Origin of the sequence: Microbacterium sp. BH-3-3-3 (assembly GCF_001792815.1) — a bacterium.
In the GTDB taxonomy this organism is placed as follows: domain Bacteria; phylum Actinomycetota; class Actinomycetes; order Actinomycetales; family Microbacteriaceae; genus Microbacterium.
This window is the reverse complement of sequence record NZ_CP017674.1, coordinates 2,360,421-2,378,967: the sequence shown is the minus strand read 5'-3', so window position 1 is coordinate 2,378,967 and position 18,547 is coordinate 2,360,421. Positions and strand designations below refer to the sequence as shown.

The following is an 18,547-nucleotide window of genomic DNA, read 5'->3' as shown; positions in this document are numbered from 1 at the left end:
GAAACGCAGCGGCTGGGTCACGGCGGCTGAGTCACGGGGCCGGGGTCACGCCGCCGGGCGGCACCCGGCGCGATGGGTCGTGCGCGAGAAACGGGCTAGATAGCTAGAAAAGCTAGCGATATACTCGTCGCATGGACACCGTCGGGAACCGCACCGGGCGCCGCTGGGCGGGGCTCGTCTTCATCAGCATCGCCGTCTCGCTGATCATCGTCGACTCGACGATCGTCAATGTCGCGGTGCCCTCGATCGTCGAGGACCTGGGGATCTCGTCGACCGAGGTGCAGTGGGTGCAAGAGGCCTACACCCTCGTGTTCGCCTCGCTCCTGCTCGTGTTCGGCAGCCTCGCCGATCGGTTCGGGCGACGCCGACTGATGCTCGTCGGCGTCGTCGTCTTCGCCGCGGCCTCGATCGCCGCCTCGTTCGCCCCCACGGGCGAGCTACTCATCGCCGCGCGCCTCGTGCAGGGGATCGGCGGGGCGATGATCCTGCCCACCACCCTGTCGCTCATCAACGCCACCTTCCGCGGGCGGGAGCGCGGAATCGCCTTCGCCGTGTGGGGCTCGACCATCGGGGGAATGGCGGCCGTCGGCCCCCTGCTCGGCGGCTGGCTGACCACCGCGTTCTCGTGGCGGTGGGCGTTCGGCATCAACATCCCGCTCGGGGTGATCATCGTCATCGGCGTGCTGCTCACCGTCGCCGAATCGCGCAGCGATCGCGCCGAGCGCATCGACGGCGTCGGTGCCCTGCTGTCGGTGCTGACCATGGCTCCCCTGGTCTTCGGCCTGATCGAGGGGCGCACCTACGGCTGGTGGACGGTCGACACGGTGCCGCAGGTCGGCGGGTGGACCTGGCCGTTCGCCCTGTCGCCCGTTCCCCTCGCCTTCGCCCTCGCGCTCGTCGCCCTCGCCGCCTTCATCGCCTGGGGCCTGCACCGGCAGCGGCAGGGACGATCCACGCTGCTCGCGTTCGCCCTCTTCCGCATCTCGTCGTTCCGCAACGGCAACATCGCCGCCGCCGTGGTCTCGCTGGGCGAGTTCGGCATCATCCTGGCGCTCCCGCTCTGGCTGCAGTTCGTCGTGGGCTTCGACGCCCTGCAGACCGGCCTGCTGCTGCTGTCGCTGGCCGTGGGCTCGTTCGTCGCGAGCGGTGTCGCCGGAGCGCTCAGCGGCCGGGTCGCCCCGGTCTGGGTCGTGCGCGCGGGTCTGCTGGCCGAGATCGTCGGCGTCGCCGGCGTCGCCCTCACGATCGGTCCGGATGCCACGTGGGGACCGCTCATCCCGCTGCTGTTCGTCTACGGACTCGGGGTCGGCCTGGCCACCGCCCAGCTCACCGGGGTCGTCCTCGCCGAGGTTCCGCCCGCGGCCAGCGGACAGGCGTCGGGCACGCAGTCGACCTCGCGGCAGTTGGGTGCCGCTCTGGGCGTCGCGATCCTCGGCACGGTGCTGTTCTCGACGACGGCCGGGGTTCTCGCCTCGTCGCTCGATCAGCGGGGACTCCCCGCCGATCAGCGCGATCAGGTCGTGTCGCAGGTGGTCGACAGCGCCGGCGCCGCGATCGCCGGTCTCGCCCAGTCGCCCCAGACCCAGGGCGTCGCCGCCGACGCGCGCGCCGCCTTCAGCGACGGCACCCGGGCGGCGGCGTTCACCGCCGCGGGCTTCCTCACCCTGGGCCTGGCGTCGACGCTCGCGCTCGGCGCCGGCGGCTCCCGCCGGCGTCCGGAAGGCGCGCCGGTCCACGAAGCGGGGAAGACGGACGCCTGACACCGCCCAAGCGGAATCGTGCCCGACTCCGCCGCCTGGGCGGACTCGTCGGCCCGGTTCCGGTCACGGCGGCCCGTTCGGATCCGGGCGGCCGTTCTGCCGCCGAGCATCCCCGGCCGCCCGTCGGCGGCCGGGGTGCGACTCAGAGGGTGCGGGCGAACGGGTCGAAGTCGCGCGGCACCGCCGGCACGGGCCCGCTCAGCGAGCTCCGCACCGGCACGAAGCCCGCTCCCGCCACCGACTCCTCGGCCGAGAGCAGCACGTCGAGGACGTGGTGCCCCAGCTCGCCGGTCGCCACGTGGGGGCGTTCTTCGGCGATGGCCCGCACCATGTCGAGCACCCCGAGCCCGCGCCCGACGACGACGCCCTCCTGCGGCACCGCGATCCGCGGCTGCTCCGGCCGGTCGTCGTCGAGCAGCACCCCGAGCGGTTCGATGCGGGCGATTTCGCCCTCGAAGTGGTTCGGGTCGGGCAGCAGCAGCGTGCCCTCGGTGCCGTGGATCTCGAGCACGCCCGCGCGCTCGAGCGCCGAGTCGAAGCTGAACTGCCCCTGCGCCTGCTGACCGCCCTCGAACGCGGCGATGAGCTGCACGGTGGTGGCGACCTCGACGTCGAACACGTCGCCGGCGGCGGGCCCGGTGTGGATGCGGCGCTGCCGACGCGGTCGCGTGCCGACCGCGGCCACCCGATCGACCGGTCCCAGCAGGCTGACCAGCGCGCTGACGTAGTACGGCCCCATGTCGAGCAGCGGTCCCGCGCCGCGCGCGAAGAGGAACTGCGGCCCCGGATGCCAGAGGTCGGGCCCCTGCGTCTGGAACGACGCCTGAGCGAACAGGGGTTCTCCGATCGCCCCCTCGAGGATGGCGCGCTTGGCCGACTGGAACCCCGGACCCAGGAGGGTGTCGGGGGCGGAGCCGATGCGCAGCCCCGCAGCCTCGGCATCGCGGAGCAGCTGCGCGGTGCTCTCGCGGTCGAGCCCCAGCGGCTTCTCGGTCCACACGTGTTTGCCCGCGTCGATCGCGGCGGACGAGACCTCGACGTGCACGGCCGGGACGGTGAGGTTCACGACGAGCTGCACGTCCGGGTGGGCGAGCACGTCGTCGGCCGTGCCCCACGCGGGCACGCCGTACTGCTCGGCGCGCGACCGCGCGCGCTCCGGGTCCAGGTCGGCGACGATGAGCACCTCGACGTCGGGGAACGCCGTGAGGTTGCTCAGGTAGGTGTCACTGATGACGCCGGCTCCGATGATGCCGACTCCCACGGAGCCGCTCATACCGCGAGGCCGTTCTCGAGCAGGAACGCGTGGCTGGCGGCGATGTCGTCGAACACGTCGCCGGGCGACTGGTCGTACTCGATGACGGCCCACCGCACGGCATCCGTCGCCCGCATCGCCTCGACGAGCGGAACCTCGCCCTCGCCCGGGCGGCGCTGGTCGAGGTGACGGGTGACGGCACGGTCGACGTCGGGGGCGAAGGGGTTCTCGGCCGGGACGAAGCCGTCCTTGACGTGCACGGCGAGCAGACGCGAACCGAGACGCTGCACGAGGGCGGGCACGTCCTGGCCCCCGGTGAGCGCCCAGAACAGGTCGAGCTCCACGGCGACGCGCTCGTCGGTGTGGGCCACGACGTACTCGAGCGCGCTCGCGCCGTCGATGTCGACGAGGAACTCCTGCGCGTGGTTGTGGTACCCCACGGTGAGTCCGTAGCCGGCCGCCAGATCGGCGACGGCGTTGAGACGATCGGCGATCTCGGCGACGCCGTCGACGGTCGCCCAGCGCGCGGGCTCGACGAAGGGGTCGATCACGGTGCTCAGCCCCAGGGTCGCCGCCGCCGCCAGCACGGCCTCGGGCTCGGGCGTGGGGATGGAACCGTGGGGAGTCCACAGCTCGGTCGACAGCAGGGGCGCGTGCCCGGTCGGGGCGGTGAGCCCGCTGGCATCCAGAGCCGCGCGGATCTCGGCGGGGCGGCTCACGAAGTCGAAGGCCTCGACGTGGCGCAGGCCGATCGCGGCGAGGCGGTCGAGCGAGCGAGCCGGATCGGCACGGAATTCGTCGACCAGCGTGTAGAGCTGGACGGAAGAGGTGGGGAGCGACATCGGGCCTTCCTTGTTCGTCGTCGAACGGCGCGGGTGTCCGGCGCCGGTGGGAACGCTACCATTAAACCATCCAGTGGTCACTTTTCAGCGGTCTACACTGACGGGATGCGGCGCGACGACGAGACCCCCGACGCCGGCGACCCGGTCGACCCGGCGGGCGACGGCGCCGCCCACGCCGCCGACGATCGCCTCGGCCGCTCCGGCGCGTACTCGAAGGGCGTCGCACGGCGGCAGGAGATCCTCGACCGCGCCATCGGCGTCTTCGCCGAACGCGGCGCCGAGGGGGCGTCGCTGCGCAGCATCGCGCGCGCCCTGGGCGTCTCGCACGCGGCCCTGCTGCACTACTTCGACTCGCGCGAGCAACTGCTCGTCGCCGTGTACGACCACGCCAACCGGCAGACTCCCCCGGCACCCGACGCCACCGCGCTGTCGTCGCTCACCGACGCCGCCGCCCACAACACCTCGGTGCCCGGCCTCGTCGAGCTGTACACCACGCTCGTCGCCGCCTCACTGAAGGACGACAGCGCGACGGCCCGCGCCTACTTCACCGAGCGCTTCGCGCGCCTGCGCGGAGAGCTCGCCGCGCGCCTCCGCAGCGAACAGGCCGAGGGACTCGTGCGCGCCGACCTCGACCCCGACCAGGTCGCCGCCCTGCTCATCGCCGCCTCCGACGGCCTGCAGGTGCAGTGGCTGCTCGAGCCGTCGATGCCCCTGGCCGACGTGCTCGGGGCGCTGGGCGGCCTGTTGGCGCCCGCCCGCTGACCCGGGCCCGCGGGTCTGCGCACGGTCCGCCATCGACATCGACTCCGCGTATACGGCGCGGGGCCGCGCCGGACACGACCTCAGCGATACGCCCGACCTCAGCCGCATCCGCACGCATCGCGCGGAGGATGCGCGCATCACGGATCCCGTGCACGCCGCCGCGCGGGTCGCGCCCGCGCGGATCACACCCGCGCGTCGGTCCCCTGACCGGCGACGGGCACCAGGCGCGTGAGCTGCGTGACGTGACGCGGCTCGAGCTCGTCGAGCGACGAGACGCCGAGCAGCGTCATCGTGCGCTCGATCTCGCTGCGCAGGATCTCGATCGTGCGATCGACGCCCTGGCGCCCCCCGGCCATGAGGCCGTACAGGTACGCGCGCCCGATGAGCGTGAACTTCGCGCCCAGGGCGATGGATGCCACGATGTCGGCGCCGTTCATGATGCCGGTGTCGACCATGACCGTGGCGTCCTTGCCCACCTCGCGCACAACCTGCGGCAGCAGGCGGAAGGGGATGGGCGCGCGGTCGAGCTGGCGTCCACCGTGGTTCGACAGCACGATGCCGTCGACGCCCAGGTCGACCAGGCGGGCGGCGTCGGTGACGTTCTGCACGCCCTTGACCACGAGCTTGCCCGGCCACATGGCGCGGATGATGTCGAGGTCGTCGTAGCTGATGGTCGGGTCCATGGCCGCGTTCAGCAGCTCGCCGACGGTGCCGCCGGTGGTGCTGAGCGAGGCGAACTCCAGCTTGGGGGTGGTCAGGAAGTCGACCCACCACCACGGCCGCGGAATGGCGTTGACGATCGTGCCCACCGTCAGCTGCGGGGGGATCGAGAACCCGTTGCGCTTGTCGCGCAGGCGGGCGCCGGCGATCGGGGTGTCGACGGTGAACTGCAGCGTGTCGAAGCCCGCCGCAGCGGCCCGCTCGACGAGGCCGTACGAGATGGCGCGGTCTTTCATGACGTACAGCTGGAACCAGTTACGCCCGACGGGGTTGGCCGCTTTGACACCCTCGATCGAGGTCGTGCCGAGCGTCGACAGAGTGAAGGGGATGCCGGCCGCCGCCGCCGCGGACGCACCGGCCGTCTCGCCCTCGGTCTGCATGAGACGCGTGAAGCCGGTGGGGGCGATGCCGAACGGCAGAGCGGACGGGCCGCCGAGGATCTGGCACGAGGTGTCGACGTGCGCGGCCGGGCGCAGGATGTCGGGGTGGAACTCCACGTCTTCGAAGGCGCGGCGCGCGCGGTCGAGCGAGAGCTCGCCCTCGGCCGCCCCGTCGGTGTAGTCGAAGGCCGCCTTGGGCGTGCGCCGCTTCGCGATCGAGCGCAGGTCGTCGATCGTCAGCGCCGCGTCGAGACGCCGTTTGCGCGCATCGAGCTCGGGCTTCTTGAACTGCATGAGCTCGAGGAGCTCGCCGACCTTCGGCAGCTGACGCTGAACCATGGGAATGCTCTCCTTCGTGTGGTCTGACCACATACTAGGGCCAACCGGACGTCGCCGGGAGGGGGGTCAGGAACGCGGATCGAAACGCCGCGGCGGGAAGGCCTCGGCCACCCGCGCACGCAGGTCTTCGAGAGAGGCGCGGCGGCCGAAGACACCGAGCGCTCGGGCCTGCACGAGCACGTTGCCGAGGGCGGTCGCCTCTACCGGCCCCGCCAGCACGACGCGTCCCGAGCGGTCGGCCGTGGCCTGGCACAGCAGGGCGTTCATCGCCCCACCCCCGACCAGGTGCACGACGTCGATGCGCCGATCGGCGAGATCTCCCGCGATGCGCAGCGCCGCCGCGAAGGCCTCGGCGATGCTCTCGACGATCGCCCGCGCGAAGGCCGGTCGCCCCTCGATGCCCGGGACCTCGCCGCCGAGTAGGGCCGCGATGCGCGTCGGCATGTCGCCGGGGGCGGCCAACGACGGGTCGTTCGCGTCGAACAGGTGCGGGGGCTCCGGGGCCCCCGCCGCGGCCTCCAGCAGCGACGGCAGATCGACGGGAGCACCGTCGGCCTCCGACCACGCGCGCACCGTCTCGCTCAGCAGCCAGAGTCCGGTGACGTTGTGCAGGAACCGCACGCGCCCGTCGACCCCGCCCTCGTTGGTGAAGTTCGCCGCGCGGGCGGCATCCGTCACGATCGGGGCGTCGAGCTCCAGGCCCACCAGGCCCCACGTGCCGCACGAGATGTAGGCCGCGTTCGGGCTCGACAGCGGCACCGCCACGATGGCCGAGGCCGTGTCGTGCGACCCGACGGCGATCACGGGCCGCGCGCCCAGGGCGTTGGAGGTCGTGCCGATCGTGTCGCCCGGATCGACGAGCGGCGGCAGCACGCGCACCGGGATGCCGAGAGCCTCGGCGAGCGCGGTGTCCCACTCCCCCGTGTGCACGTCGAGCAGTCCCGTGGTCGAGGCGTTCGTGCGCTCGGCGACGGCGCGCCCGGTCAGCCGGTGGGCGAGCAGGTCGGGGACGAGCAGGCTCGTCTCGGCCTCGGCGAGACGCGCGTCGGCGGCGTACTGGTACACGGTGTTAAAGGGCAGGAACTGCAGGCCGGCGCGGCGGTACAGCTCGTCGAACGGCACCGTGGCGTGCACGAGGTCGACGCCGCGCGCCGTGCGCTCGTCGCGGTAGTGGAACGGCTCGGCGAGCAGTTCGCCGTCGCGGAGCAGCCCGTAGTCGACCGCCCACGAATCGATGCCGATGCTCTCGATCGCGGGTTCGCGGCGCAGCGCCTCGGCGAGCCCCGCGCGCACGTGCTCCCAGAGCGCGTCGATGTCCCAGTGCCAGCCGTCGGCGCGCGGCACCGGACCGTTGGCGAAGCGGGCGACCTGCTCGAGTGCGAGAGTGCCCTCGCCGACGCGGCCGATCATCACGCGGCCACTGGTGGCGCCGAGGTCGACGGCCGCGACCGCGCGGGTACGACTCATCGCAGGAACGCCGCGGCGACGCCGGAGTCGACCGGAACGTGCAGTCCGGTCGTGCGCGTGAGCTCGGGGCCGGTGAGCACGTACACCGCGTCGGCGACGTTCTCGGGAACGACCTCGCGCTTGAGGATCGTGCGGTTGGCGTAGAACTGCCCGAGATCCTTCTCGTCGACGCCGTAGGTCGCGGCGCGGTTGGCGCCCCAGCCCGCGGCGAAGATTCCGGAGCCGCGCACGACGCCGTCGGGATTGATGCCGTTGACCCGCACGCCGTACTCGCCGAGCTCGACCGCGAGCAGGCGCACCTGGTGCGCCTGATCGGCCTTCGTGGCCGAGTAGGCGATGTTGTTGGGACCGGCGAACACGGAGTTCTTCGACGAGATGTAGATGACGTCGCCGCCCATCCCCTGCGCGATCAGGGCTCTCGCCGCCGCCTTCGACACGAGGAACGAGCCCTTCGCCATGACGTCGTGCTGCAGGTCCCAGTCCTTCTCGGTGGTCTCCAGCAGCGGCTTCGACAGCGACAGCCCGGCGTTGTTGACGACGAGGTCGACACCGCCGAAGGCGAGCACGGTGGCGTCGATCGCGGCCTGCACGCCCTCGGCATCCGCCACGTTCGCCGCCACGCCGATGGCGACGTCGCTCGACCCGAGTTCCGCGGCGACCGCTCGTGCCTTCTCGAGGTCGAGGTCGGCGACGACGACGCACGCACCCTCGGCCGCCAGACGGGTCGCGATGGCCTTGCCGATCCCGGATGCCGCACCCGTGACGAACGCGACGCGACCCTGGTGGGTCTTGGGCTTGGGTGCGCGCAGCAGCTTGGCCTCTTCCAGCGCCCAGTACTCGATGCGGAACTTCTCGGCATCCGAGATCGGCGCGTACGTCGAGAGGGCCTCGGCCCCGCGCATGACGTTGATGGCGTTGACGTAGAACTCGCCCGCCACCCGCGCGGTCTGCTTGTTCGCGCCGTACGAGAACATGCCCACGCCCGGCACGAGCACGATGAGCGGGTCGGCGCCGCGGATCGCGGGGCTGTCGGCGTCGGCGTGGGCGTCGTAGTACCCCTGGTAGTCGGCGCGATAGGCGGCGTGCAGCTCGCGCAGACGCGCGATCGAGTCCTCGACGGAGGCGTCGGCGGGCACGTCGAGGATCAGCGGCTTGACCTTGGTGCGCAGGAAGTGGTCGGGGCAGCTCGTGCCGAGCGCGGCCAGGGCGGGAGCCTTCTCGGATGCCAGGAACTCGAGCACGACGTCGGTATCGGTGAAGTGGCCGACCATCGGCTTGTCGGTCGAGGCCAGACCGCGGATGGTCGGAGCCAGGGCTGCCGCCTTCGCGCGTCGTTCGACCTCGGGGAGCGCCGAGAAGCCGTCGCGCACGCCGCCGAACGGTTCGGCGACCCCGTGCTGGTCGATGTAGGCCTGGGCGGTGTCGATGATCCAGAGGCTGTTGCGCTCGGCCTCCTCCGACGTGTCGCCCCAGGCCGTGATGCCGTGCCCGCCGAGGATCGTGCCGATCGCCTGCGGGTTCTTCGCCTTGATGGCCGCGATGTCGAGTCCGAGCTGGAAGCCCGGGCGACGCCACGGCACCCACACGACCGCGTCGCCGAAGATCCGCGTGGTCAGTTCCTCGCCGTCGGCGGCGGTGGCGATCGCGATGCCGGCGTCGGGGTGCAGGTGGTCGACGTGCGCGGCATCCACGAGTCCGTGCATGGCGGTGTCGATCGAGGGCGCGGCCCCGCCCTTGCCGTGTAGGCAGTAGTCGAAGGCGGCGACCATCTCGTCTTCGCGCTCGACGCCGGGGTACACCTCGACGAGCGCACGCATGCGGTCGAGCCGCAGCACGGCCAGCCCCTTCTCGGTCAGGGTGCCGAGGTCGCCCCCCGAGCCCTTGACCCACAGCAGCTCCACCGGCTCACCCGTGACGGGGTCGATGTCGGTGCCCTTGGCGGAGGTGTTGCCGCCGGCGTAGTTGGTGACCTTCGGGTCGGAGCCGAGGCGGTTGCTGCGGGCGACGAGGTCGGCGGCGGTGGAGCGGGTCATGACGGTCCTCACGGAATTCGAAGGGGTGGGCGGCGGCACGACGGGCCGCGCGAGAAGAAGCGCCGGGGCGATGCGGGCGTCGCCCCCGCGGGGCGGGGTCAGGCGCCCCAGCCGGCCTGGGTGCCGCCCGCGCGCTCGTCGGCGAGGCGGGCGAGGTGGCCCGAGGCGGCGAAGGCCGCCATGGGGTCGGCGGGGAGGTCGCGCGATTCCCGCCACTCGGCGAGCGCCGGGCGCACGTCGGTGTAGAACGCGTCCATGAGCACGGCGTTGGCGCCGAGCACGTCGTTCGCCTGCTGCGCGGCGGCCAGAGCGTCACGGTCGACGAGCAGGGCGCGCGCCGTCATCTCCTGCACGTTGAGCACCGAGCGGATCTGGCCGGGGATCTTGTCCTCGATGTTGTGGCACTGATCGAGCATGAACGCCACGTCGGGGTTGTTCAGGCCCCCGCCGCGGACGACCTCGGTGAGGATGCGGAACAGCTGGAACGGGTCGGCCGATCCGACGATGAGGTCGTCGTCGGCGTAGAAGCGCGAGTTGAAGTCGAACGAGCCGAGCTTTCCGAGGCGCAGCAGCTGCATGACGATGAACTCGATGTTGGTGCCGGGCGCGTGATGACCGGTGTCGAGGCAGACCATCGCCTTGTCTCCGAGCGACGCCACCTGCGCGTACGACGTTCCCCAGTCGGGGACGTCGGTGTGGTAGAACGACGGCTCGAAGAACTTGTACTCCAGCACCAGGCGCTGGTCGTCGCTGAGCCGGGCGTAGATCTGCTGCAGCGAGTCCTGCAGGCGGTCCTGGCGACCGCGCATGTCGTTCTGCCCGGGGTAGTTGGACCCCTCGGCGAGCCAGATCTTCAGATCGCGCGAGCCCGTGGCATCCATCACGTCGATGCACGCGAGGTGGTGGTCGATGGCCTTTCGGCGGATGACGTCGTCGTGGTGCGTGAGGGCGCCGAACTTGTAATCCTCGTCCTGGAAGGTGTTCGAGTTGATCGTGCCGAGGCGCACGCCCAGGTCGTCGGCGTGGCGGCGCAGCGCCCCGAAGTCGTCGACCAGGTCCCACGGGATGTGCAGGGCCACGCTCGGCGCGAGGGCGGTGAGGCGGTGGACCTCGGCGGCATCGGCGATCTTCTCGAACGCGTCGCGCGGGGTGCCCGGCGTCGGGAACACGCGGAAGCGGGTGCCGGAGTTGCCGAACGCCCAGGAGGGCAGCTCGATCGCCTGCTGTTCGAGGGCGGAGAGGATCTCGGGGCCGAGAGTGGTCATGACGGGTTCCTTCCCGCGTATGCGAGCTGGTCGGCGAGGTGGAAGACCTCGGTGAGGGCGGTGGCGGCCTGGTCGGGACGACCCTCGAGGCCGAGGAAGAACGGGGCCATCTCGGCCTCCCACGCGGCCGCGATCGGCGAGGCGGCCAGGTACGCCTGGGCGGCCGCGTCGTCGTCGGTCTCGTAGTAGCCGATGAGCCGCCCGTGCTCGCCGAGGAACAGCGAGTAGTTACGTCGCCCGGCCGCGGCGATCTCGTCGAGCATCTCGGTCGGCACGGGTGTGTGCCGTGCGACGTACTCGTCGATCAGCTCGGGCCGGACGCGGAGTTCGAAGCAGACGCGCGTGGTCTGTGCGGACATGGGGCGGGTTCTCCTCCTCGAGAATGAATCGTTTCATCGCACGATAGCACAGCGGGTGTGCGCGTGCGATATCGTCGTCGGATCATGGCGGTCAAGATCACGGACGTCGCGGCGCGCGCGGGGGTCTCGGTGGGCACCGTGTCGAACGTCCTCAACGGTCGGGCCACGGTGTCGGCCGCCGCCGCCGAGCGCGTGCGCGCGGCCATCGACGCCCTCGGGTACGTGCGCAACGACGCCGCCCGCCAGCTGCGCGCCGGTCGCAGCCGCAGCATCGCGCTCATCGTGCTCGACGCCGGCAACCCCTTCTTCGCCGCCGTCGCCCGCGGCGCCGAAGCCCGCGCCGCCGACGACGGCTACGTCGTGCTGCTCGGCTCCAGCGGCGCCGCCCCCGACCACGAGCGCCTCTACCTCGACCAGTTCCGCGAGCAACGGGTGGCCGGGGTGCTGCTCACCCCCGCCGACGCCGACGGCGACGTCGTCGAACGCCTGGCGGCCGCCGGCATCCCCGTCGTGCTCGTCGACGAGCAGATGCACGGCTCCGACGTCTGCGCCGTCTCGGTCGACGACGTCGAGGGCGGCCACCTGGCCGTCGCGCATCTGCTCGCACGGGGACGCCGCCGGATCGCCTTCGTCGCCGGCCCCCTGACCACGCGCCAGGTCGCCGATCGCCTCGCCGGAGCACGCCGCGCGGTCGCCGAGGTCGACGGCGCCGAGCTCGAGGTGATCGAGGCCGATGCCATGACCGTGCTCGCCGGCCGCGCCGCGGGTGAGCGCGTGCGCGAGCGCGCCGACCGGCCCGACGCCGTCTTCGCCGCCAACGACCTGCTCGCCGTCGGCGTGCTGCAGGCCCTCACGATGCTCGGCGACATCCGCGTGCCCGACGACATCGCTCTCGTCGGCTACGACGACATCGACTTCGCCGCCGCCACCGTCGTGCCGCTCACCTCGGTGCGTCAGCCCGCCGAGGCCCTGGGTTCCACGGCCGTCGACCTGCTGCTGCGTCAGCTCGACGGCGAGCTCGACCCCGCCGAGCGCCAGGTGAGGTTCCGTCCCGAGCTGATCGTGCGGGCGTCGAGCGGTTAGTCGCCGGATGCCGCGGCCTTCTCGGCCGCCGGGCCGTCGGCGCCTCGACGCGCGCCCGCCCCTTCGCGGTACCGCGGGCGAGGGAATGCCGGTGAGGGGTGCACTGACGGGGCGTCCCTGTCGGCCAGGTTCGGGCGTAGCGTCGACCGCATGGACGACAGGGCCGACGGGCGCGGGGTCCGCGTCGCCGTACCGGAGTCGAGCAGTTCCGAGCGGATGCGGCGGCGCGCCGCCTGTCCGTCGACGACCGACGCCGAGTCCCGGGGTGGACTCGCACACGATGCCGCCGCGGCGGCGCGGGAGGAGTGACAGCATGCACACACGGACTCTGGGACAGGGCCTCGAGGTATCGGCGGTCGGGCTCGGCTGCATGGGGATGTCGCAGTCGTACGGCCCGAACCCCGGCGACCGCGACGAGATGATCGCGGTGCTCCGGTCGGCTCTCGATGCGGGCGTCACCTTCTTCGACACGGCGGAGGTCTACGGCCCCTACGACAACGAAGAGCTGGTCGGCGAGGCACTGGAGCCGATCCGCGATCAGGTCGTCATCGCCACCAAGTTCGGGTGGGACATCCGCGAGGGGGCGATGGCCGGGCTCGACAGCCGCCCCGAGCAGATCCGACGGGTGGCGGACGCCTCGCTCACCCGCCTCCGCACCGACGTGATCGACCTCTTCTACCAGCACCGCGTCGACCCCGACGTCCCGATCGAAGACGTCGCGGGAACGGTCGGCGAACTCGTCGCCGCCGGCAAGGTCCGCCATTTCGGCCTGTCCGAGGCGTCGGCGACCACCGTCCGCGCCGCCCACGAGACGTTCCCGGTGACGGCGCTGCAGAGCGAGTACTCGCTGTGGACGCGAGACCCCGAGGCCGAGATCCTCCCCACCCTCGCCGAGCTCGGCATCGGGTTCGTGCCCTTCAGCCCGCTGGGCAAAGGCTTTCTCACGGGCACCGTCGACACCTCGACGACGTTTAGCGACGGCGACATCCGTACGCGTGTCCCCCGCTTCGAGGCCGACAACCTCGCCGCGAACCAGGCGCTCGTCGCGCACGTGCGCGAGCTCGCCGCGCGAAAGGAGTGCACGCCCGGGCAGATCGCCCTCGCGTGGCTGCTCGCCCAGGGAGCGCACATCGCCCCCATCCCCGGAACGCGCCGCACCGAGCGGATCCACGAGAATGCCCGCTCGAGCGAGATCGCCCTCTCGGCGGACGACAGGGCCGACCTCGACGGCCTGGCCCGTCGCATCGGCGTGCACGGCGACCGCTACAACGCGCAGCACATGGGATTCGTGGGCCGCTGAGGGCGAGGGCGGGCTCGTGCCCGCCGATCCCCGGTGCGACGCGTGCCGCGCTCCTTCCCCGTGGCCGCGCGCGCCACGCCGCGAACGACCGAGGCCCCGACCGCCACGAGGGCGGCCGGGGCCAGGGGCGGGGCTTCGGATCAGAAGTCGAAGTCCGCGATGTTCGCCGAATCGAACACGTACGGGTCGCCCAGCAGCACCGTCGCGTCGGCGCCGACGGTGAACTCGCCGAGCTTGCCGGCTTCGAAGGTGTCGCCCTCGGCGCCGGTGATCTGCCCGTCGATCAGCGCCTTCGTCGCGAACGCCGAGAGGTATCCGAGGTCGGCGGGGTTCCACAGCGCGAACGCGGTGATGGTGCCGTCCTGCACGTACTCGCGCAGCTGGTTGGGCGTGCCGAGGCCGGTGAGCGCGACCTTGCCCTTGTACTCCGAGGTCGACAGGTACCGGCCGGCCGCGGCGATGCCCACGGTGGTCGGCGAGACGATGCCCTTGAGGTTCGGGTAGGTCTGGAGCAGCGCTGCGGTGCGGTCGAACGAGGTCTGGTCGTCGTCGTCGCCGTAGACGACGTCGACGAGCTCGATGTTCGGGTGGTTGGCGGCGAGGTCGGTCTTCATCAGCTCGATCCAGGCGTTCTGGTTCGTGGCGTTCGCGGCCGCCGACAGCACGGCCACCTGACCGGAGTCACCGATCTGCTCGGCGATCAGGTCGACCTGCACCTTGGCGATGCCCTCGGCCGTGGCCTGGTTGATGAAGAGGTCGCGGCACTCGGCGTCGGTGTCGGAGTCGAAGGTGACGACCTTCACGCCGGCGCTGCGGGCCTCGTCGAGCGCGTCGCAGATCGCCGAGGGGTCGTTGGCCGAGATGACCAGGCCCCCCACGCCCTGCTGGGCCGCGGTCTGGATGTACTGCACCTGCGAGGTCGGGGTCGCCTCGCTGGGGCCGACCTGTTCGAAGGTGCCGCCGAACTCGCCGATGGCTTCTTCGCCGCCCTTGTTCGAGGTCTCGAAGTACGGGTTGCCGAGGTTCTTCGGCAAGAAGGTGATGGCCAGGTTTCCGCCATCCCCTCCGCCGGTGGATCCTCCGCCGCTACCGCCGGAGCAGCCGGTGGCGACGAGGGTGACCGCCAGGGCGAGGGCGGCGGCAGCGGTGCCGACGCGGGTCTTGCGAGTGAATGCGAACATCGTTGTTTCCTTCCGTTGTGCAGATGTGTGGCGCGGGTGGTGTGCGGGTCAGACGGTCGACGCCGGAGCGGTCGAGCGTGACCCCTTCCTCTTGCCGAGCGCGGTTGCGCGTCGAGATTGCAGCCAGGCGAGAAAACTGGCGGACACCACCGAGAGCACGAGGAGGGCTCCGGTGATGACGTTGATGATGTCGCTGGTGACCCCGGCCAGGCGCAGGGCGCTGCCCAGGGTGCCGATGAGCAGCACGCCCGCGATCACGCCGTGCAGGGCTCCGCGACCGCCGAAGATCGACACGCCGCCCAGCAGCACCGCCGCGATGATCTGCAGCTCCATTCCCATGGCGTTCTCGCCGCGGGCGTTGCTGTAGAGCAGGGTGAAGTACACCCCGGCGAAGCCCGACACCGCGCCGCTCAGCACGAACAGCAGGAACTTGGTGCGGGCGACGTCGATGCCCGAGAACTGCGCCGCTTCCTTGTTCAAGCCGATCGCGTACAGCGAGCGGCCGAACGGGGTGAGGTGCAGCAGCACCGCGAACACGATGGCGAGCACCGCGAAGGGCACCATGATCAGCGGCAGCGGCGTGCCCGGGATGTTGGCCTTGGCGAGGTCGGTCCACGTCTCGGGGAACTCGGTGACGGCCTCGGTGCCCAGCAGCCCCACCGCGATGCCGCGGAACAGGGCCAGGGTTCCGATCGTCACCGCGAGCGAGGGGAGCCCCACGACGGTGACGAGGAAGCCGTTGATCGCCCCGGCGACGAGGCCCACCACGATCGCGGCGAGGGCGGCGATCTCGAACGGCCAGCCGGCCTGGGTGAGCACGCCCACCGTGACGCTCGAGAGTCCGACGATGCTCGCGACCGACAGGTCGATCTCTTCGGTGATGATGATGAGCGTCATCGGCAGGGCGATGAGCAGGATCGGGGCGATGTCGCGCAGCAGATACGTGACCGTCAGCGGGCTGTCGAAGTTGCGCACGGTCGCGATCGACACGACGATGACCAGCAGCAGGATGCCGATGATGGCGGCCTCGCGGGTGAGCAGGGCCCGACGCCAGAACGGGCGGGCGTGCGCGCGGTAGGTGCGCGCGCGGTCGTCGACGGTGGTGGAGGTCATCGACCCGTCTCCCTCTGTGCGGTGAGCGTGCGGGACTGGCGGACCGCGAGCACACGGTCGAGCACGATGGCGCCGAGGATGAGCGCACCCACGACGGCCCGCTGCCAGAAATCGTCGATGCCGAGGATCGGTAGCGCGCGGTTGATCGTGAGCAGCAGGTAGGCGCCGATCGCGGCGCCCCAGACCGTTCCCACGCCGCCCGAGATGGCGACGCCGCCGATCACGGCCGCGCCGATGGCCTGCAGTTCCCAGCCGAAGCCGGCGTTCGAGGCGACGGTGCCGTAGCGCGCGGCGTACAGCACACCCGCGAGGCCCGCCAGGGCACCGCTGGTGACGAAGGCGCCGATGATGCGGCGGTTGACCTTGAGTCCGTAGAGGTGGGCGGCCGCCGGGTCGGACCCGAGGGCGTAGAGCTCGCGACCGCTGCGCAGGTTGCGCAGGTACCAGGCGGCGGCGATCAGCACGATCACGGCGAGGATCGTCAGCAGCGGGATGCCGAGGATCTGCCCGGTCCCGAGTCCCCGGAAGTCCGCGGGCAGGTCGCCGGCGTTGACGCGGTTGCTTCCCGCCCAGGCGACGTTGAGGCCGCGGTAGATGTACATCGTGCCGAGCGTGATGACCAGGGCGGGGACCTTGGCGTAGGCGACCAGCGCCCCGTTGACGAATCCGAGGATGCCGCCGACCACGATGCCCGCGAGGAACACCACCACGAGCGGGAGTCCCGGCACGTCGATGAAGAGCCGGCCGGTGAGGTACGCGGTGATACCCACGACGGAGCCGACCGAGAGGTCGACGTTGCGCGTGATGATGACGATCGCCTGGCCGACGGCCACGAGCAGCAGCAGCGAGGGGGTCAGCAGCAGGTCGCGGAAGCCGTCGGGAGAGAAGAGGAAGGTGGGGTTGTTCACTGTCGCGACGACGACGATCAGCACGAGCGCGAGCACGATGCCGCTCTCGCGCGCCGTGGCGACGTGCGAGACGAGTCGTGCCGCGGGGCTCGTGCCCGGACGGATGGGGGTGGCGGTGCTCACGAGGTGGCCTCCACATCGGCGGTCGCGGCGAACATGATGGTTTCGGGGGTGGCATCCGCTCGCGAGAACTCGCCCGTCAGCCGCCCCTCGCGCATGACGAGCACGCGGTCGGCCATTCCGAGGACCTCGGGCAGCTCGCTGGAGATCATGAGGATCGCGAGCCCCTGCTGGGCGAGTTCGGAGAGCAGCCTGTGCACCTCCGACTTGGTGCCCACGTCGATGCCGCGGGTCGGCTCGTCGACGATGAGCACGCGCGGCTGGGTGGCGAGCCACTTGCCGATGACGACCTTCTGCTGGTTGCCTCCGCTGAGCGTTCCCGCGGTGGCATCCAGAGCGGCGGTCTTCACCTCGAGCCGGCTCGCCCACTCGCGGGCGGCACGGTTCTCGTCGGTGGTGCGCAGCAGACCCCACCGCGAGAGCTTCGTCCGGATCGCGAGGGTGATGTTGCGCGAGACCCCCTCGTCGAGCACGAGACCCTGCTTGCGGCGATCCTCGGGGACGAGGGCGAGGCCTCGCGCGGTGGCGAGGCGGACGCTTCCCTTCGGCAGCGCTGCACCGCTCAGCCGCACGGTGCCCGATTCGTAGGTGTCGACGCCGAAGATCGCGCGGGCGACCTCGCTGCGGCCCGCACCGACGAGTCCCGCGAGACCGACGATCTCACCGGCGCGCAGCGAGAACGACACGTCGCGGAACACTCCGCGGCGAGTCAGCCCCTCGACCTCGAGCACGACCTCGCCCGGGGTGGACGGCAGCTTGGGGAACAGCTCGGTGACGTCGCGTCCCACCATCTGGCGCACGAGGTCGTCGACCGTGGTGTCGGCCAACGACGTCGTGTGCACGTACGCGCCGTCGCGCATGACGGTGACGGTGTCGCACAGGGCGAACACCTCGTCGAAGCGGTGCGAGATGAACAGCAGCGCGCGCCCCTCGTCGCGGAGGCTGCGGGCGACCACGAACAGTCGCTCGACCTCGACGCCGCTGAGGGCGGCGGTGGGCTCGTCCATGATCAGCACGCGGGCATCGAGCGAGATGGCCTTGGCGATCTCGATGATCTGCTGGTCGGCGATCGAGAGCCCCTCGGTCACCCGGTCGGGATCGAGCGAGACACCGAGACGCGCGAAGATGCGGGTCGCCTCGTCGCGCATCTTCCCCCGGTCGATGCGCCCCAGACGCCCGGTGGGCTGGCGTCCCATGAAGATGTTCTCGGTGACCGACAGGTCGGGGAAGAGCGTGGGCTCCTGGTAGATCACGGCGATGCCGGCGGCCTTGGACTGCGCCGTGCTGGCGAAGTCGACGCTCTCGCCGTCGAGCAGGAAGTCGCCGTCGTCGCGGCGGTACAGCCCCGCGATGATCTTCACGAGCGTGGACTTGCCCGCGCCGTTCTCACCGATCAGGGCGTGGATCGATCCGCGGTCGAGCGTGAGGCTCCCCGACCGCAGAGCAACCACGGGGCCGAACGATTTCATCACGCGCCGGAGCTCGAGGGCGTGGTGGGGCGTGGCGGGTGTCGCGTCCATCGCGTCAGCCATGCGGCCTCCTCATCGAGGGTGGAGCCGGGTGCCCGGCACAATCTGAATCGTTTCAGATTGGATGCCAGTCACTGTAGGGTGAGCCCGACGACGCGGTCAAGTCGGGATCGCGCCGAGACCGGATCGTGACG

General features: G+C 71.4%; 15 protein-coding genes. 4 read left to right on the top strand and 11 right to left on the bottom strand.

Annotation, left to right across the window (positions count from 1 at the left end):
* Nucleotides 1–131 precede the first annotated feature (131 nt).
* Nucleotides 132–1,760, top strand: coding sequence for a DHA2 family efflux MFS transporter permease subunit (locus tag BJP65_RS10965; protein WP_070409170.1), 1,629 nt, complete (start codon nt 132–134; stop codon nt 1,758–1,760).
* Between the two features lie 142 nt (nt 1,761–1,902).
* Here BJP65_RS10965 and BJP65_RS10960 read toward each other — a convergent pair whose 3' ends face one another.
* On the bottom strand, nt 1,903–3,033 hold the full coding sequence (locus tag BJP65_RS10960) for a Gfo/Idh/MocA family protein (RefSeq protein WP_070409169.1): 1,131 nt from the start codon (nt 3,031–3,033) through the stop codon (nt 1,903–1,905).
* Nucleotides 3,030–3,854: a sugar phosphate isomerase/epimerase gene (locus BJP65_RS10955; RefSeq protein ID WP_070409168.1), complete on the bottom strand. Its 825-nt coding sequence runs from the start codon at nt 3,852–3,854 to the stop codon at nt 3,030–3,032. The genes BJP65_RS10960 and BJP65_RS10955 overlap by 4 nt, the downstream gene beginning before the upstream one ends.
* A 105-nt stretch (nt 3,855–3,959) precedes the next feature.
* Here BJP65_RS10955 and BJP65_RS10950 point away from each other — a divergent pair, with 105 nt between their 5' ends.
* Nucleotides 3,960–4,616, top strand: a complete 657-nt coding sequence (locus BJP65_RS10950; RefSeq protein WP_070409167.1) for a TetR/AcrR family transcriptional regulator — start codon at nt 3,960–3,962, stop codon at nt 4,614–4,616.
* A 182-nt stretch (nt 4,617–4,798) separates the two neighbouring features.
* On the opposite strand, the gene BJP65_RS10945 is transcribed toward BJP65_RS10950, so the two are convergent.
* From BJP65_RS10945 to BJP65_RS10925, 5 genes are all read right to left on the bottom strand, one after another.
* Nucleotides 4,799–6,055, bottom strand: coding sequence for an alpha-hydroxy acid oxidase (locus BJP65_RS10945; protein WP_055940792.1), 1,257 nt, complete (start codon nt 6,053–6,055; stop codon nt 4,799–4,801).
* Nucleotides 6,056–6,121: 66 nt separating this feature from the next.
* Complete coding sequence (locus tag BJP65_RS10940) at nt 6,122–7,522, bottom strand: rhamnulokinase family protein (RefSeq protein ID WP_070409166.1); 1,401 nt, start codon at nt 7,520–7,522, stop codon at nt 6,122–6,124.
* Nucleotides 7,519–9,555 carry a bifunctional rhamnulose-1-phosphate aldolase/short-chain dehydrogenase gene (locus BJP65_RS10935; protein ID WP_070409165.1) on the bottom strand — a complete coding sequence of 679 codons (2,037 nt, stop codon included), beginning with the start codon at nt 9,553–9,555 and terminating at the stop codon, nt 7,519–7,521. The genes BJP65_RS10940 and BJP65_RS10935 overlap by 4 nt, the downstream gene beginning before the upstream one ends.
* Nucleotides 9,556–9,653: 98 nt before the next feature.
* The gene (gene rhaI / locus BJP65_RS10930) at nt 9,654–10,820 is read right to left on the bottom strand and encodes an L-rhamnose isomerase (protein ID WP_070409164.1); all 1,167 of its coding nucleotides are present in this window, start codon (nt 10,818–10,820) and stop codon (nt 9,654–9,656) included.
* On the bottom strand, nt 10,817–11,179 hold the full coding sequence (locus BJP65_RS10925; protein ID WP_055832865.1) for an L-rhamnose mutarotase: 363 nt from the start codon (nt 11,177–11,179) through the stop codon (nt 10,817–10,819). The genes rhaI and BJP65_RS10925 overlap by 4 nt, the downstream gene beginning before the upstream one ends.
* Nucleotides 11,180–11,263: 84 nt before the next feature.
* Between BJP65_RS10925 and BJP65_RS10920 the strand changes: the two genes are divergently transcribed.
* Nucleotides 11,264–12,262 carry a LacI family DNA-binding transcriptional regulator gene (locus BJP65_RS10920; RefSeq protein ID WP_070409963.1) on the top strand — a complete coding sequence of 333 codons (999 nt, stop codon included), beginning with the start codon at nt 11,264–11,266 and terminating at the stop codon, nt 12,260–12,262.
* Nucleotides 12,263–12,575: 313 nt separating this feature from the next.
* Nucleotides 12,576–13,562 (top strand): aldo/keto reductase, encoded by a 987-nt coding sequence (locus BJP65_RS10915; RefSeq protein WP_070409163.1) that lies wholly within the window; start codon nt 12,576–12,578, stop codon nt 13,560–13,562.
* A 140-nt stretch (nt 13,563–13,702) separates the two neighbouring features.
* On the opposite strand, the gene rhaS is transcribed toward BJP65_RS10915, so the two are convergent.
* The 4 genes from rhaS to BJP65_RS10895 are packed head-to-tail and all read right to left on the bottom strand — an operon-like array spanning nt 13,703 to nt 18,416.
* Nucleotides 13,703–14,743: a rhamnose ABC transporter substrate-binding protein gene (gene rhaS, locus BJP65_RS10910; protein WP_055832862.1), complete on the bottom strand. Its 1,041-nt coding sequence runs from the start codon at nt 14,741–14,743 to the stop codon at nt 13,703–13,705.
* A gap of 48 nt (nt 14,744–14,791) precedes the next feature.
* On the bottom strand, nt 14,792–15,856 hold the full coding sequence (locus tag BJP65_RS10905) for an ABC transporter permease (protein WP_070409162.1): 1,065 nt from the start codon (nt 15,854–15,856) through the stop codon (nt 14,792–14,794).
* Complete coding sequence (locus BJP65_RS10900) at nt 15,853–16,887, bottom strand: ABC transporter permease (protein WP_070409161.1); 1,035 nt, start codon at nt 16,885–16,887, stop codon at nt 15,853–15,855. The genes BJP65_RS10905 and BJP65_RS10900 overlap by 4 nt, the downstream gene beginning before the upstream one ends.
* Entirely contained in the window at nt 16,884–18,416 is a 1,533-nt protein-coding gene (locus tag BJP65_RS10895; protein WP_156784877.1) for a sugar ABC transporter ATP-binding protein, read from the bottom strand. The genes BJP65_RS10900 and BJP65_RS10895 overlap by 4 nt, the downstream gene beginning before the upstream one ends.
* Between the last annotated feature and the right edge of the window lie 131 nt (nt 18,417–18,547).

Bases quoted from the DNA above. Each gene is read 5' to 3' on its own strand.
- BJP65_RS10965 (WP_070409170.1), top strand. From the start codon at position 132: ATGGACACCGTCGGGAACCGCACCGGGCGCCGCTGGGCGGGGCTCGTC.
- BJP65_RS10960 (WP_070409169.1), bottom strand. From the start codon at position 3,033: ATGAGCGGCTCCGTGGGAGTCGGCATCATCGGAGCCGGCGTCATCAGT.
- BJP65_RS10955 (WP_070409168.1), bottom strand. From the start codon at position 3,854: ATGTCGCTCCCCACCTCTTCCGTCCAGCTCTACACGCTGGTCGACGAA.
- BJP65_RS10950 (WP_070409167.1), top strand. From the start codon at position 3,960: ATGCGGCGCGACGACGAGACCCCCGACGCCGGCGACCCGGTCGACCCG.
- BJP65_RS10945 (WP_055940792.1), bottom strand. From the start codon at position 6,055: ATGGTTCAGCGTCAGCTGCCGAAGGTCGGCGAGCTCCTCGAGCTCATG.
- BJP65_RS10940 (WP_070409166.1), bottom strand. From the start codon at position 7,522: ATGAGTCGTACCCGCGCGGTCGCGGCCGTCGACCTCGGCGCCACCAGT.
- BJP65_RS10935 (WP_070409165.1), bottom strand. From the start codon at position 9,555: ATGACCCGCTCCACCGCCGCCGACCTCGTCGCCCGCAGCAACCGCCTC.
- rhaI (WP_070409164.1), bottom strand. From the start codon at position 10,820: ATGACCACTCTCGGCCCCGAGATCCTCTCCGCCCTCGAACAGCAGGCG.
- BJP65_RS10925 (WP_055832865.1), bottom strand. From the start codon at position 11,179: ATGTCCGCACAGACCACGCGCGTCTGCTTCGAACTCCGCGTCCGGCCC.
- BJP65_RS10920 (WP_070409963.1), top strand. From the start codon at position 11,264: ATGGCGGTCAAGATCACGGACGTCGCGGCGCGCGCGGGGGTCTCGGTG.
- BJP65_RS10915 (WP_070409163.1), top strand. From the start codon at position 12,576: ATGCACACACGGACTCTGGGACAGGGCCTCGAGGTATCGGCGGTCGGG.
- rhaS (WP_055832862.1), bottom strand. From the start codon at position 14,743: ATGTTCGCATTCACTCGCAAGACCCGCGTCGGCACCGCTGCCGCCGCC.
- BJP65_RS10905 (WP_070409162.1), bottom strand. From the start codon at position 15,856: ATGACCTCCACCACCGTCGACGACCGCGCGCGCACCTACCGCGCGCAC.
- BJP65_RS10895 (WP_156784877.1), bottom strand. From the start codon at position 18,416: ATGGCTGACGCGATGGACGCGACACCCGCCACGCCCCACCACGCCCTC.